This is a genomic window from Deltaproteobacteria bacterium, from assembly GCA_011375175.1.
Classification (GTDB): domain Bacteria; phylum Desulfobacterota; class GWC2-55-46; order GWC2-55-46; family DRME01; genus DRME01.
Genome location: DRME01000024.1, coordinates 1 through 14,315, shown reverse-complemented (window position 1 = coordinate 14,315; position 14,315 = coordinate 1). Strand labels below are relative to the sequence as shown.

The window sequence follows — 14,315 nt, the reverse complement described above, 5'->3', positions numbered from 1 at the left end:
TTTTCATCTTTTTCTCGGTGAAGTTTCTTTCAGGTTCAATCACCGTAAGGAAGATATTTTCCCTTTGATTTACAGGCTCTTAAAGCGTACCGGCTATAACGAAATACAACAAACTTTGGTCCGGATTCGTTGACCATTACCAAAACTTTTAATGCGACTTGGTTTCCCCCTGTTTTGCCAAGCAAAACAGGGGGAAACCAAGTCGTATTGAAAGTCTTTGAAGGGGGTCTGGGGGAAACTTTCTACAGAAAGTTTCCCCCAGGGTAATTAATCAGAGCTTCCTTATTTATTACTCTGGGGGAAACTATCTGAAGAAGGCCATCGGCCCACGTTTCCCCCTGCGGCCCCCTCGTATGTGATCAGGCTGTTTGGCGGTCCCCTGGAGGTTCGGCCCGCGCCAGGCGGGATTCTTACGCCTTTGCGGCCCGAACCTCCAGGGGACCGCCCCCCGCGCAGCTTGTGCGGGCAAGCCCCCTTCAAAGACTTCCGATGCCTTGACGTTCCGCGCCGCCCCGGACCGCCACGCCGCCCGCAAAGGGCGTCTACCTCGAGGCGATCCAGCCAAGCGGGTCGCGCGGCACGCCGCGCTGGCGTATCTCGAAGTAGAGGGCGGGAGCGTCATGGGGCCCCGAGTCCCCGACCCTGGCGATGACCTCGCCGGCCTTCACGCGTTCGCCGCGCTCCTTGACGACCCTCGACAGGTAAGCGAAGAGCGTGTAGAAGCCGCCGTCGTGGTCCACTATCATGACCTGTCCGTAGCCGCGAAGCCAGCCCACGTAGACGACCTCGCCGTCGTAGACGGACCTCACGGGCTCGCCGAGCGGGGCCTCGATGATTATGCCGTTGTTGAAGGTCACCGTCTTGAACTCCGGGTGGGTGACCTTTCCGTAGAGACTCACGACCTTGCCCTTCACGGGCATGGCGAGCCTGCCCTTCATGGCGGCAAAGCCGCTCGTCGAGTCGAAGCCCCCCCTCCGGCGCCGGAGTTTCGTCACCAGGGCGGTGAGCTCCCTTGCCGCGCTCTCAAGCTCCGAGACGACGGCGAGGTGCCTGGCCTTCTCGCGCTCGACGCTGCGAAGAAGGGCCGTCTTGCTGCGGCGGGCGGCCATTATCTGCCGCTGCTTCTTTTTTATGTCCCTTATCGCCGCGAGGCGCTTGCTCTTGAGGGCGGCTAGGCTGCGGCGCTCGCGGCGCAGCTCGGCGAGCAGCCTTTCGCACTCCTCTACGAGCCTCGTATCGGCCTCCATGATGCGCGCAAGATGGAGGAGCCTGCGCCCCAGTTCGTCGGCCCCGGAGGCCGAGGCGATCACCCGTAGCGATGAGCCGTTTCGCATGAGGTACATGGCCCGCAGCCGACGCTCGAGCCTTTGGCCCAGCTCGGAGCGCTTCTTTTCGAGCGAGCCGATGCGGCGGTCTTTCTTTTTTATCTCGCCCTTTACGCGTCTGAGCGAGGCCGAGAGGCCGCGGTGCTCGCGGCGGAGGCGGGCGAGCAGCTTGCCGAGCCTCTCGAGCTCGCCGAGCACCGAGACCTCGCGCTTCTCGATGGAGCTGAGATTTTTCTTCTCCTCGCGCAGCTTGCGCTTGAGGTCCTCGAGCTTCTTCTCCTTCCTCACGAGCTCGCGGCTCGCCGCAAGGACACCGTCCCAGCCGGAGAGGACCGCGCTCACAAGCAGCGCGGCCGCAAGGGCCGCGGCCGCGGCCCTTGCGGCACCTGCGCCCACGCGCGCCTGCCGGGGCCGACCGCCCGCCCCGGGGCTTCTCCCTGCCGCGCCCCCCTTGCTCATACCTTCAGGAACCTGCCCAGCGAGAAGACGCTGCCCGCCGCCCCCAGGATCACACCCGCCGCCGCCAGGAGCACCGCGGTCTCCGCGGCGCCTACGGGCAGCTCCAGCACGAAAGCGAAGTGGGCGGGTATGCGCGCCGAGAGCAGACGCCTTGCGGCCAGCAGCATGAGCGCCGCCGCCGCGCCTCCCATGAGCCCCTGTACGATACCCTCGATGAGAAAGGGCACCCTTATGAACCGGGCCGAGGCCCCGATGAGCCTCATGATCTCGATCTCCTCGCGCCTTGCGTATACGGTGAGGCGTATGGTGTTCGATATGATGAAGACCGCCGCCGCGAGCAGGAAGACGCCGAGCCAGAGGGCGAGTCCCTCGACGAAGCGGACGATGGAGGCGAAACGCTCGGCCCACTCGGCTCCGTACTGCACGTCGGCGGCCCAGTCGAAGCCGCTGATGACCGACACCACCCTCTCAAGCCCGCCGCTCTCGATGCTCTCCGCGTCGAGCTTCACCTCCAGGGAGGCCGGCAGGGCGTCGGGCCCCACGCCGTCGAGAAGCTCCTCGTGGCCCTCGAGATCCTCCTTGAGCGCGGCGAGGGCCTCGACCTTCGAGACGTAACGGACGCCCACAACGCCCGCAAGGGCGGCCACCTTCTTCTTCAGGGCCTCCACGTCCTTTACGGCCCCGTCGTCGAGGTAGACCACAATGTGGGTGCGGTCGCTCCACGCCTCGAGCATGGAGTTGACGTTGACGAAGACGACGAGGAAGAAGGCGAAGATGGCGAGGGCGAAGCCCACGGTCACGGCCGTCAGGAAGGTGGTGACCAGGTTCTCCCTCAACCCCTGGACGGCGCTCTGGGCCGCGTAGAGGAGACTGGAGGCGGCCCCCATCAGCCTGCGACCTTCCCGCCCTCGAGAGTGACGACCCTCTTGTTGAAGCGGGATATGACGGCGTGGTCGTGAGTGGCCACCACGACGGTGGTCCCCTTGTTGTTGACCTCCCTGAAGAGCCCCATTATCTCCATGGCCAGGGCGGGATCGAGGTTGCCCGTAGGCTCGTCGGCCAGCAGGATCGCGGGCTCCTTCACCAGCGCCCTCGCTATGGCCACCCGCTGCTGCTCGCCGCCCGACAGGCTCAGCGGCCTGAAGTTGGCCCTATGCTGGAGCCTCACGTAAGAGAGGGCGCGCAGCACCCTCTTCTTTACCTCCAGGGGCCTTACCCCCATGACCTTGAGCGTGAGCGCCACGTTCTCGAAGACGCTCTTCTTGGCTATGAGCTTGAAGTCCTGGAAGACGAAACCGATACGACGGCGCAGGTGGTGTATCTGCGCCTGGGGTATCCTGTCGTAGTTGCGGCCGTCGATGATGATGTGTCCGTCCGTGGGCTGCTCCGTGCCGAACATTATCTTGAGCAGCGTCGTCTTCCCGGCGCCGCTCGGCCCGGTCACAAAGACGAACTCCCCCTTGCCGACCTTGAGGCTCACGTCCGTGAGGGCCCGGAAGCCCCCCTCGTAGTGCTTGGAGACGTGAAAGAGCTGGATCATGATAAGCCCAGAGAAATCGGCATCTTAAGCGGCTATTATCCCAGTTCGGAGCCCCCGTGTCAAGCCCCGCGGCAGCGTTTGTCCGCAATAGCGCCGCCAGCGGACCGCCCGGTCCGGCGCTCGCCGGCAACGGGCATCCCAAAAAAATACCCGTCCGCTTTGGAGCTGGACGGGTATCTTTTCGAGCAGTCTTATGGCGGGGCCGACGGGACTCGAACCCGCGCCCTCCGGCGTGACAGGCCGGCGTTATAACCAACTTAACTACGGCCCCATGAAAACCGCTTGTCACCGTGAAGGTGAATCTCTCATTTCTGGTAGGCGGAACAGGGATCGAACCTGTGGCCTCAGCCTTGTAAGGGCTGCGCTCTACCGACTGAGCTATCCGCCCGCAAGCAGCGACTCCCTCGGGCAACGCCCCCGATCCCTCAGGTCCCTCTGGCGGCGCCCCCAACGGGCTATCGCCCCCGCCCCCCGGCCCCGGCCATCGCCTCGCCGGGAGAGACGCCCCCCTCTCACAGCCCCCTCTCACAGCGAGAGGCGCCTTCTGCGGCAGTCACCACCCTCACCACACCCCGGCGCGGCCCGGTCAGGGCCGGCGTGGGAAGACAGGCCATCCGCTGGCCCCCTGCGCGCTGGACCCCCATCCGATGCCCCCTGTGCGATGCCCCCTGTGCGCTGGCCCCCTGTGCGATGGCCCACCGGCCCCCGGCTTACTTTCTCTTCCTCTGTACGGCCTCCTTCAGACCCTTGCCGGCCCTGAAGCGAGGCACCTTGGCGGCCGGTATCCTGATGGTCTCGCCGGTCTGGGGGTTGCGTCCCTTGCGGGCCTTGCGCCTGGACACGTCGAAGGTGCCGAATCCCACGAGGCTCACGGGGTCGCCCTTTTTCAGCGCCTTCGTTATGTTGGCGATGACGGCGGCGAGCGCCTTCTCGGCGTCGGCCTTGGTGAGACCGGTGTCGGCGGCGACGGCGGCAACGAGCTCTGCCTTGGTCATATCCTCTCTCCTTTCGCGATATGACGTGACCTGAACATCTCTATCAACTTTAAGTCCTCATGTCAAGGAAATAATTCGCCGCAGCCGCCGTGAGAGTGCCGTGCCCGCGCCGTTCAGTGCCTTACCACGTCCTCGCGCACGGCGGGAGCGCCGCCCTTGCCGTAGTCCTCCTCGGCCTCCCTGAATATCTGCTTTTCGTCGTCCACGGCCAGGGCGTGGCGGAGCACGTCGTCCATGTGGTCGACGAGCACGACCTTTACCTTCCTCAGGATCGACGCCGGTATCTCCTTGAGGTCCTTTTCGTTCTCCCTGGGGACGAGCACCGTGGGGATACCGCCGCGGTGGGCCGCCAGTATCTTCTCCTTGAGCCCCCCGATGGGCAGGACCTTGCCGCGCAGCGTGATCTCGCCCGTCATGGCCACGCTCTTTCTTACGGGCACCCGGAGAAAGGCCGACGCTATGGCCGTGGCCATGGTTATGCCGGCCGAGGGACCGTCCTTGGGTATGGCGCCCTCGGGCAGATGGATGTGTATGTCCGCCTTCTGGTAGAAGTCCTTGTCCAGGCCGAAGCGCAGGGCGCGGCTCCTGATGTAGGTCATGGCCGCCTGGGCCGACTCCTGCATCACGTCGCCGAGTTTTCCCGTTACGATGAGCTTGCCCTTGCCCGGCATGATGGCCACCTCGGTGGGAAGCAGCTCTCCGCCCGCCTCGGTCCAGGCAAGCCCCGTGGCCACGCCGACCTCGTCGCGCTCCTCGATCCTGCCGTAGCGGTACGGCGGCACGCCCAGGTACCTGGCAAGGAGCCGGGAGGTGACCTTCACCTTCGTGTCCCTCCCCTTCTTGAGTATCTCCTTTGCCACCTTGCGGCAGACCGTTGCGAGCTGGCGCTCGAGGTTGCGCACTCCCGCCTCCTTGGTGTAGCGGCGGATGACGGTCAGAAGCGCCGCGCGGCCCATCTCGATGTTGTCGGCCGTAAGGCCGTGGAGCTTTATCTGCTTGGGCAGCAGGAACTTCTCGGCTATGTGGAGCTTCTCCTGCTCGGTGTAGCCTGGGATCCTTATTATCTCCATCCTGTCGAGGAGGGGATAGGGGATGCCCTGCACCGAGTTGGCGGTGGTGACGAACATGATCTTCGAGAGGTCGTAGTCGCAGTCGAGATAGTGGTCGTTGAAGGTGTGGTTCTGCTCGGGGTCGAGCACCTCGAGAAGCGCGCTCGCCGGGTCGCCGCGGAAGTCGTGGCTCATCTTGTCCACCTCGTCGAGGAGGAAGACGGGGTTGTTGGAGCCCGCCTTCTTGAGCGACTGGATGATCTTGCCCGGCATGGAGCCTATGTAGGTGCGCCTGTGGCCCCTGATCTCGGCCTCGTCCTTGACGCCTCCCAGCGAGAGCCTCACGAACCTGCGGCCCGTGGCCCTGGCCATGCTCCTGGCAAGCGAGGTCTTGCCCACGCCCGGCGGGCCGACGAGACAGAGTATGGGCCCCTTCATCTCGTCCACCAGGCTGCGCACGGCGAGATACTCTATTATGCGCTCCTTCACCTTCTTGAGGCCGTAGTGGTCCTCGTCGAGGACCTTCTCGGCCTCCTCGATCTCCCTCTTCTCCTCGGTCACCTCGCCCCAGGGCAGGCTCACGAGCCAGTCCACGTAGTTGCGCACCACCGTGGCCTCGGCCGACATGGGGCTCATGAAGCCAAGCTTCTTGAGCTCCTGGCGGGCCTTCTTGACGGCCTCCTTGCTCATCTTCTTGGCCTTGATGCGCTCCTCGAACTCGTCTATCTCGCTCTTGAGGTCGTCCTTCTCGCCGAGCTCCTTCTGGATGGCCTTCATCTGCTCGCTGAGATAGTACTCCTTCTGCGTCTTCTCCATCTGGCGCTTGACGCGCTGCTTTATGCGCTGCTCGACCTCGAGGATCTCTATCTCGCTCTCGAGCATCTTGTAGAGGATCTCGAGCCTCTTGGTGGGGTCGGTGATGTCGAGCAGACGCTGCTTGTCCTCGATCTTGACCGTCAGGTGCGAGGCTATGGTGTCGGCGAGCCGTCCGGCGTCGTCTATGGCCGACACGCTCATGATCATCTCCGGCGGGATGCGCTTGTTGAGCTTCACGTAGGTCTCGAAGGAGCGGATCACCGAGCGCATCATGGCCTCGGTCTCCACGCCGCCGTCCTCCACGTCGGCCGCCTCCTCGACGTCGACGACGAAGCACTCCTCGCCGGGCAGGTATCCCTTTATGCGCGCGCGGCGCTTGCCCTCCACGAGGACCTTGACCGTGCCGTCGGGCAGCCGCAGAAGCTGCAGTATGGTGCCGAGCGTGCCGACGTCGTAGATGTCCTTGGGCCCGGGGTCGTCGAGCTTGGCCTTCTTCTGGGCGGCCAGCAGTATGCTCTTGTCGTTGTCCATGGCGTACTCGAGCGCCTTGATGGACTTCTCCCGCCCCACGAAGAGCGGCACCACCATGTATGGAAATATGATTATATCCCTCAAAGGGATGAGGGGAACGACGTGTCTGTCGCTTCTCAAGAGACTCTCCTCCTTATATCACCGCCGAGTGGCGCCGGCGCCGGGAGCCCCGGCGGGGCGCCTCTTACGAGGCTCCCCGCGCAGCCCGCCGCGGCAGTGCGGCGCCGGTCCTCTTCAGGCGCTTTCGGCCCTGTTCTCGTAGACGATAATGGACTTTCCCCTGTCCAGTATGACGTCCTCGTTTATGATGCACTCCTTTATGCTGGACTGCGAGGGAAGCTCGTACATGATGTCGAGCATGGAGTTTTCGAGTATGGCCCTCAGGCCCCTGGCGCCGGTCTTGCGCTTGGTGGCCTCGCGGGCCACGGCGGCCAGCGCGCCGTCGGTGAACTTGAGCTTCACGTTCTCGTACTCGAAGAGCTTTTCGTACTGCTTGACGAGGGCGTTGCGCGGCTCGGTCAGTATGCGCACAAGGCTCTTCTCGTCGAGCTCGTCGAGGACGGCCACGACGGGCAGGCGGCCTACGAACTCGGGGATGAGGCCGTAGCGCAGCAGGTCCTGGGGCTCCACGTGGTGGAGCACGTCCTTGCTCACCTTTTCGGGGCTGGGCCTGTGGCCCTCGAGGTCGGCGTTGAAGCCGAGGGTCTTCTTTCCGATGCGCTGGCTCACTATCTCCTCGAGCCCGCTGAAGGCGCCGCCGCATATGAAGAGGATGTTGGTCGTGTCGACCTGGAGGAACTCCTGCTGCGGGTGCTTGCGCCCGCCCTTGGGCGGCACGTTCGCCACCGAGCCCTCGATGATCTTGAGCAGCGCCTGCTGCACGCCCTCGCCCGAGACGTCGCGCGTTATGGAGGGGCTGTCGGTCTTGCGCGATATCTTGTCGATCTCGTCTATGTAGACGATCCCCTTCTGACAGCGCTGCACGTCGTACTCGGCGTTCTGGAGAAGGCTCAAGATGATGTTCTCCACGTCCTCGCCCACGTAGCCGGCCTCGGTGAGGGTGGTGGCGTCGGCTATGGTGAAGGGCACGTTCAGTATGCGCGCAAGCGTCTGGGCCAGCAGCGTCTTGCCCGAGCCCGTGGGGCCGAGCAGCAGGATGTTGCTCTTCTGCAGCTCAACGCCGCCGAGCGAGACCTTGCTCTCGATCCTCTTGTAGTGGTTGTAGACCGCCACGGAGAGGACCTTCTTGGCGTGGTCCTGGCCGACGACGTACTCGTCCATTATGCGCTTTATCTCCGAGGGCTTGGGGACCGTGTGCCTGGCCTTCTTCTGGATCTCGTCCTTTTCGTGCTCCTCGGCGATTATGTCGTTGCAGAGCTCTATGCACTCGTCGCAGATGTAGACCATGGGGCCGGCGACGAGCTTTCGCACCTCGTCCTGGCCCTTGCCGCAGAAGGAGCAGGTGAGGTATCCGCCGCTTTTCTTGTTGCCTGCCATCTCGATTCCTCCCTATAGTCGGGGCCGCGGCCCTTCACGCCTCTTGACCCTGCCGCCGCGCCCCCCGCAACCGCCCCGGCCCCGGCGGCACTGCGGAGCCGGCGGCAGGAAGACGGGCCGGGCTCAGCCGCGCTTCTCTATGACCTTGTCGATTATACCATACTCCAGAGCCTGCTTGCCAGTCATAAAGAAATCGCGCTCCGTGTCCCTGTGGAGCTTGTCCAGCGGCTGCCCCGTGTGCCTTGCGAGTATGGCCGTGAGCTCCCTGCGGAGCCTCAGTATCTCGCGGGCCTGTATGTCTATGTCCGTAGCCTGGCCCTGGGCCCCTCCGAGGGGCTGGTGTATGAGTATGCGCGAGTTGGGCAGGGCGTACCTCTTGGACTTGGCCCCTCCCGCAAGGAGCAGCGCCCCCATGCTCGCCGCCTGCCCCATGCATATCGTCGAGACGTCGGGTTTCACGTACTGCATGGTGTCGTATATGGCGAGGCCGGCGCTCACCACCCCTCCCGGCGAGTTGATGTAGAGGTGGATGTCCTTTTCCGGGTCCTCGGACTCGAGAAAGAGCAGCTGGGCTATGACGAGGTTGGCCACATTGTCGTCAATGGCGCTGCCGAGAAAGATTATGCGGTCCTTGAGGAGCCTCGAGTAGATGTCGTAGGCCCTCTCGGCGCGGCCGGTCTGTTCGACCACCATGGGTATGAGCGTCATCTCACGCCTCCAGCGGGGACTTGCGCCCCTCTATTATGAAATCGAATACCTTCTCGTCCCGCAGGTTCGAGACGACGGCGTCGAGGGTGCCTTCCTTCTCCAGCCTTGCGCGCATCGCCTCGGGCGAGGTCCTGCTCTTTTCGGCAAGCCCCTTTATGAAGGCCTCCGTCTCCTCGCTCGTGGGTTCGAGCCCCTCCTTCTCGGCTATGGCCTCGAGTATGATGTCGCCCCTGGCCTGGCGCTCGGCGATGGGGCGGTAACGGGCCTTGAGGGCCTCCACGCTGCCGTCCTTCTCGTCCAGCCGCACGAGCCCGCGCTTCACGTTTTCGAGCACGTTCGTGAGCACGGCCTGAAGGTAGCGCTCCACCAGCGAATCGGGCACCTCGAAGGGGTTCTTCTCCACCAGCTCCTTGAGGATCGCGGCCTTGAGCCTGTCTCTGGCCCGCTCGGCCTTGGATGCGGAGAGCTCCCCGCGGACCTTCTCCCTGAGCGCCTCGAGGCTCTCGCACTGGAAGTCCTTTGCAAAGGCGTCGTCTATCTCTGGCAGCACCTTCTCCTTCACGGCCTTGACCTTCACCTTGAAGACGGCCTCCCTGCCGGCGAGCGTCTTCTCCTTGTAGTCGGCCGGGAAGGTGGCCTTCACCTCTCGCTCCTCGCCGGCGGCGGCGCCGACAAGGCCCTCCTCGAAGCCCGGTATGAGCCTGCCCGAGCCGAGCACCGCCTGGTAGTCCTCGACCTTGCCGCCCGTAAAGGGCCTGCCGTCCACGAAACCCTCGAAGTCGATCACAGCGAGGTCGCCCTGGGCCACGGGCCTGTCCACCTCGGAGAACTCGCCGTGCGCCTCCCGCAACCGCCGCAGCCCATCCTCCACCTCCTCGTCGCTCACGGTGTCGTCGACGGCCTCGAGCCTCATGCCCCTGTAGCCTTCCACGTCCACCCTGGGCTTTACGTCCACAACGGCCGTGTATGAGAGGCCGACCCCTCTTTCGAAGTTCTTGATCTCCACCTGGGGCGAAGCCACGGGCTCGAGCTTCTCGCTCTCCACCGCCTCGGGATAGGTCTTCTCCACGAGCTTCGTCACCACCGTGCTCATCACCTCTCCCGTATACCTGCGCTTTATGATGCCCAGCGGGACCTTGCCCTTCCTGAAGCCGTCCATGGAGACCTTCGCCCTCACGGCCCTGAAGCCCGCCTCCATCTCGCGCTCCACCTCCTCGCCGGGCACCTCTATGGTGAGGCGCTTCCTGACGGGGCTCAGTTCCTCGATTTCCACCTTAAGTCTGCTGTCGGCGCTTATCATCCTTACCGAAACCTCTCCGCTTGAGTTGATCCGCCGGCGCGGCGTTGCAGGACCCCGAAGCCTCCGGCGGCCGGGGGTGGTGCGAGAGGGGGGAGTCGAACCCCCACGGTCGCCCACCAGAACCTAAATCTGGCGCGTCTGCCAATTCCGCCACTCTCGCATGGAAAAGGGCCGCAACGAAAAAATCCCTTTGTACAATCAAAGGGATTTCCTGAGTAATTATTATATGTTATAAGTCGGCTGCTTGCAACAAAAACTTGTCGCCGCCGCAACCGCGCGCCCCCGTGGCGGCCTACTCGAAGACGATGGCGTCGGCCCTGTCGTCGAACCTTATGAGGAGCACCCTGCCGGGCCGCAGCTCGACCTTCTCCTCCCGCACGTACCCCGCCGTCGCCGTCTTCGGGTCGCTGTCATGCATCCTGACGAGCAGGGTGTGCTGCCCCGGCTCCACGAGGAACTCTTCGTAGATGTAGGTAGCCAGGTCCCGGCGTATGCCGGCCGGCATGTAGCGCCTGTCGAGCAGCGTCTGCGAATCCAGCTCCACCCGAAGCGAGACGGGCCAGCGCTCGCGCGGGCACTTGCCCACAACGTCTATGTCCATCTCCACGCTGCCCGTCTGCTTGTAGAGCTCGCGGTAGCGGGCCGCCTCGCGCAGCAGTATCCCCTCCTCGTCACAGTCCACCACACGCTTGCCGCTGTGCTTGAAGGCCACCTTCACGACCGAGACGTCGTCTTCGTAGAAGGAGTAGGTGGCGAAGTTCATCAGAAAGGCCGGCACCATCACGACGAGCACGACGATCGATATTCTGAGGACCTGCCGCACCATCACCGCGTCCTTTCCTTCATCGCCGCGCCGAAGCGGTCGAGCTCGGCCAAAAACTCTCCGGTCTCCACGGCCGAGAGCCACAGGAGCCTGAGCCTCGTGCGGTCCACCGTCCTGCGCACCACGGGCGGCCGCGTCCCCGCAAGCCTCGCAGCAACCCACTCGTTGCCGCGCCTGAAGTGGCAGTCCATGGGCCTGCAGCCCACGATGAGCACGCCGTCCACACCGGCCTCGAAGGGGATGGTTATCATCGAGGGCTGGAGCATGCCGATACAGGGGAGCACCACGACCCTAACGGCCGGCCGTCCCTCGATGCGCCCGCTTCCGTCGGCTATGCCATCAAGCGATGCGCTCCTTGCACAGTGGAAGACGAGCACCGAGCCCTCCGCGCCGCCGAGTTCGCCGCATAGCCCCCTTATGCGGTCTTTCACGTCGAACTCCGTCAAGTCCGGCAGGTTTATGGCCCTGTAATCGCAGGAGCCCACGCATATGCCGCAGCTTGCGCAGCGCTGGGGCGTGACCACCGCCTCCAGGTCGTAGGGCCGGTTGTCCGTCCTGGGACGTATCTTTATGGCCACGTAGGGGCAGTCCTCCATGCAGAGCTCGCAGCCCGTGCAGTCCTCGTAGCTCACCTCGACGGCCCGGCGGCGGCGTCCCCGCCCCATCCACGGCACGGCGCCGGCCGCCAGGGTGGCCGCTATGATGCCGATCCAGAGCGTATGCTCGGAGACGTACTTGAGCGCCGGGAATACGAAGAAGAAGAACCAGTCGAAGTATACCTCGCCCGGCAGGACATCGAGACGGGCCGGCCCCTCGCTCACGGCCGGCTTCACGAGGGAGAGGAGCAGCAGCACGGCCACGAGCGCGTAGGCCATGGCCTTCGGCGGGTTGATGACGGCCTTGGTGATCCTGCTCAGGTGGACCCACAGCAGTATGAAGAGAAAGACTATGGTGCCGAAGTGTATGAAGAAGACGATGTAGAAGAGCTGGTCCGTCAGGTTCTCGGGCCTTGCGAAGTTGAGCCGCAGGGGAAGGCCGAATATGGGCACGGCCTCGATCATCGCCGAGGCGAGCGAGGCCGCAAGCTGGGCCGTCTCGTCCCATACGAGCCAGTAGCCGAAGATGCCTCCGATGACGACTATCCACGCCGCACCGACGCCCGTCACCCAGGCCACCCACCGCCAGTGCCGGTAGCGGCCGGTGACGAGACACCTCGCCACGTGCAGGACCATGACGACCACGAGCCCCTGCGAGGCGTAGCGGTGCGCGCTGCGCATTATGCCGCCGAGCCACCACTGCTCTTCGGTAAGCCACTGTACCGACGGATAGGCCCCCTCGGCAGTGATGTTGTAGAAGAAGAAGAGGTATATGCCGGTGACCAGGATGACCAGCAGGAAGAATATCCCTATGGCGCCCAGGTAGTATAGGGGGTTGAGCTCGGCGCTGGTGATCCTCGTTGCGAGGAGCTCGAGCCTCAGCCACAGCCTGTGCACCGGCCCCACCCTGAAGACGGTCCTCTCTTCATGATACGTCATAAGCCGACGCTCCTTGCGACAGACAACGACACAGACCTTCCCATGCGAGGAGACTCCGGCCGCCGCGGGGGAGACCCTCCGCAGAGGCCGCAGGCCCACGGCGCCCTCAGGATAAGGGAAGCTCTGATTTATTGCAGTGGGGGAACCTTGCTGTAGAAGGGCCATAGCCCCACGGTTCCCCCAGCGGCTCCCTCGTATGTTATTCGGCTGTCCGGCGGTCCTCTGGAGGTTCGGCCCGCGCCAGGCGGGATTTGCTTACGCCTTTGCGGCCCGAACCTCCAGAGGACCGCACCCCCGGTCAGCTGATGCGGGCAAGACACCCCTCCAAAACTTTTAACGCCCTGCGGAGCATCCCGATCTTGCCTGCAAAATCAGGATGATCCGCAGGGAATTATAAAGTCTTTGAAGGGGGGCCGGGGGAAACGTGGGGCTATGGCCCTTCTACAGAAAGGTTCCCCCAGGGTAATTGACCGGAGTCTCCGAAACTTTTTACAAGGACGACTCAGGACGGGGCTGACTTGCCGCCACCTGCGAGTCTCTTGATAAAGGCCACGAAACGGCCTCCCCAGACGGCGACGATGATTATCATTATGACCACGAACTGGACGAAGAATCCGATGAAGACCGGCCAGTCTATGACGTAGCTGTCGCTGTAGGGGTCGTAACGGTAGCAGAAATACTTTATCTGGTCGATGAGGGAGGGGGGACCCTCCTCGGGTATCTGGCCCGAAATGATCTCCGAGAGGCGTTCCTTGAGCTTGTACCCCTGGGTCCGTATGCTGTAGACCTGGCGGTAGACCTGGCCGTCGGGCTTGACGATGCTCACCATGTCTATGTGATCGAAGCTACCGTCGTCCTTGCGGCGGTGGAAGAAGCCGAGCTGCTTGGTGAGCTTTTCGATAGTCTCGCGGTCGCCGACGGCGAAACGGAAGCGCTTGAAGTCGTCGGTGAAGCGCAGGCCGTAGTTGCGTATGCTCTCCACCGTGTCGTGGTCCGTGTCGAAACCGATGGTGAGGACATCGAAGGAGTCGCCCAACTCCTTGCGGGCCTCGTCGACGGCCTTCTTGAGCGCTCCCGTGATGGTCGGGCAGATGTGGGGGCACCTGGTGTATATGAAGCCTATCACCAGGGGGCGGTCGTCCTTGAAGTAGTCGTAGAGCTCGAACTCCACGCCGTCCTGGTCGACGAGCCTGTAGTTGTCGAGCTGGACGCCCTCGGCCCACTCGGCGGCGAGCACCGCCTTGCGCAGCGTCTCGGTGTCTATCTGCTGAGAGCCGGCCGCAGGGGGAGACAGGAAGATGGCGGCGCACAGCAGGACCCAGAAGAGGGGCCTGCCGGCGCGAAAAGGCGCGCCGAGGCAGTCAAAGAGGATACGTTCCATCAGTTTCCCTGTCTCCATGTTTAAAAGCCCCGCCCGGCGCTCCGGAGCACCCCGGCGAGACGGCGCCGGCCATATCGGCGGAAAGGCTCCGGGTCCGCCTCCAATATGGACGTCCTTGCGTCAGAGCGGAATAGACATTATAACACGTCTTGAGACCAGGGAAAACAGCTTTTCGCCGCCACCTCCTCTTCCCCGCCCCATGGAAACGCCTTCACCGACGGGGGACCCTCCGCAAAAGGGGTCAAGGCCACGCGGCTTTATCGGAGTCCCATCGCGTGCCGCTCTGCCCGCGGCGGCCGGCAGGTCAGGCCGCAAAGGCGTAAAAATCCCCCCTGGCGCGGCCTGACCTGCCGGCC

11 protein-coding genes and 3 tRNA genes are annotated in these 14,315 nt (G+C 63.8%); all 14 read right to left on the bottom strand.

Annotated features, from left to right (window positions below; translation table 11 throughout):
- Positions 1–542 precede the first annotated feature (542 nt).
- The 14 genes from ENJ37_01740 to ENJ37_01675 all read right to left on the bottom strand — a co-directional run bounded on the left by ENJ37_01740 (position 543) and on the right by ENJ37_01675 (position 13,977).
- On the bottom strand, positions 543–1,784 hold the full coding sequence (locus tag ENJ37_01740) for a hypothetical protein (GenBank protein ID HHL39205.1): 1,242 nt from the start codon (positions 1,782–1,784) through the stop codon (positions 543–545).
- The gene (locus tag ENJ37_01735) at positions 1,781–2,671 is read right to left on the bottom strand and encodes an ABC transporter permease (protein ID HHL39204.1); all 891 of its coding nucleotides are present in this window, start codon (positions 2,669–2,671) and stop codon (positions 1,781–1,783) included. Before ENJ37_01735 ends, ENJ37_01740 begins: the two co-directional genes overlap by 4 nt.
- Positions 2,671–3,324: a cell division ATP-binding protein FtsE gene (ftsE, locus tag ENJ37_01730; GenBank protein HHL39203.1), complete on the bottom strand. Its 654-nt coding sequence runs from the start codon at positions 3,322–3,324 to the stop codon at positions 2,671–2,673. Before ftsE ends, ENJ37_01735 begins: the two co-directional genes overlap by 1 nt.
- A gap of 194 nt (positions 3,325–3,518) precedes the next feature.
- Positions 3,519–3,595: transfer RNA gene (locus ENJ37_01725), tRNA-Asp, on the bottom strand.
- Between the two features lie 41 nt (positions 3,596–3,636).
- A tRNA-Val gene (locus ENJ37_01720) sits at positions 3,637–3,712 on the bottom strand.
- Between the two features lie 322 nt (positions 3,713–4,034).
- Positions 4,035–4,319, bottom strand: a complete 285-nt coding sequence (locus ENJ37_01715) for an HU family DNA-binding protein (protein ID HHL39202.1) — start codon at positions 4,317–4,319, stop codon at positions 4,035–4,037.
- Between the two features lie 113 nt (positions 4,320–4,432).
- Complete coding sequence (locus ENJ37_01710; GenBank protein HHL39201.1) at positions 4,433–6,835, bottom strand: endopeptidase La; 2,403 nt, start codon at positions 6,833–6,835, stop codon at positions 4,433–4,435.
- Between the two features lie 114 nt (positions 6,836–6,949).
- Positions 6,950–8,212 carry an ATP-dependent Clp protease ATP-binding subunit ClpX gene (clpX, locus tag ENJ37_01705; GenBank protein HHL39200.1) on the bottom strand — a complete coding sequence of 421 codons (1,263 nt, stop codon included), beginning with the start codon at positions 8,210–8,212 and terminating at the stop codon, positions 6,950–6,952.
- Positions 8,213–8,335: 123 nt separating this feature from the next.
- Positions 8,336–8,920 carry an ATP-dependent Clp endopeptidase proteolytic subunit ClpP gene (gene clpP / locus ENJ37_01700; protein HHL39199.1) on the bottom strand — a complete coding sequence of 195 codons (585 nt, stop codon included), beginning with the start codon at positions 8,918–8,920 and terminating at the stop codon, positions 8,336–8,338.
- 1 nt (position 8,921) lies between these two features.
- Positions 8,922–10,220, bottom strand: a complete 1,299-nt coding sequence (gene tig, locus ENJ37_01695; protein ID HHL39198.1) for a trigger factor — start codon at positions 10,218–10,220, stop codon at positions 8,922–8,924.
- Between the two features lie 77 nt (positions 10,221–10,297).
- Positions 10,298–10,380: transfer RNA gene (locus ENJ37_01690), tRNA-Leu, on the bottom strand.
- Between the two features lie 132 nt (positions 10,381–10,512).
- Positions 10,513–11,049, bottom strand: a complete 537-nt coding sequence (locus ENJ37_01685; protein HHL39197.1) for a hypothetical protein — start codon at positions 11,047–11,049, stop codon at positions 10,513–10,515.
- The gene (locus ENJ37_01680; protein HHL39196.1) at positions 11,046–12,743 is read right to left on the bottom strand and encodes a hydrogenase iron-sulfur subunit; all 1,698 of its coding nucleotides are present in this window, start codon (positions 12,741–12,743) and stop codon (positions 11,046–11,048) included. Before ENJ37_01680 ends, ENJ37_01685 begins: the two co-directional genes overlap by 4 nt.
- Before the next feature lie 337 nt (positions 12,744–13,080).
- The gene (locus ENJ37_01675) at positions 13,081–13,977 is read right to left on the bottom strand and encodes an SCO family protein (GenBank protein ID HHL39195.1); all 897 of its coding nucleotides are present in this window, start codon (positions 13,975–13,977) and stop codon (positions 13,081–13,083) included.
- Positions 13,978–14,315: the final 338 nt, after the last annotated feature.

Excerpts from the sequence above, each read along its gene's own strand:
- ftsE (HHL39203.1), bottom strand. The coding sequence starts at position 3,324 with ATGATCCAGCTCTTTCACGTCTCCAAGCACTACGAGGGGGGCTTCCGG.
- tig (HHL39198.1), bottom strand. The coding sequence starts at position 10,220 with ATGATAAGCGCCGACAGCAGACTTAAGGTGGAAATCGAGGAACTGAGC.
- ENJ37_01740 (HHL39205.1), bottom strand. The coding sequence starts at position 1,784 with ATGAGCAAGGGGGGCGCGGCAGGGAGAAGCCCCGGGGCGGGCGGTCGG.
- clpP (HHL39199.1), bottom strand. The coding sequence starts at position 8,920 with ATGACGCTCATACCCATGGTGGTCGAACAGACCGGCCGCGCCGAGAGG.
- ENJ37_01680 (HHL39196.1), bottom strand. The coding sequence starts at position 12,743 with ATGGCCCTTCTACAGCAAGGTTCCCCCACTGCAATAAATCAGAGCTTC.
- ENJ37_01735 (HHL39204.1), bottom strand. The coding sequence starts at position 2,671 with ATGGGGGCCGCCTCCAGTCTCCTCTACGCGGCCCAGAGCGCCGTCCAG.
- ENJ37_01715 (HHL39202.1), bottom strand. The coding sequence starts at position 4,319 with ATGACCAAGGCAGAGCTCGTTGCCGCCGTCGCCGCCGACACCGGTCTC.
- ENJ37_01675 (HHL39195.1), bottom strand. The coding sequence starts at position 13,977 with ATGGAGACAGGGAAACTGATGGAACGTATCCTCTTTGACTGCCTCGGC.
- clpX (HHL39200.1), bottom strand. The coding sequence starts at position 8,212 with ATGGCAGGCAACAAGAAAAGCGGCGGATACCTCACCTGCTCCTTCTGC.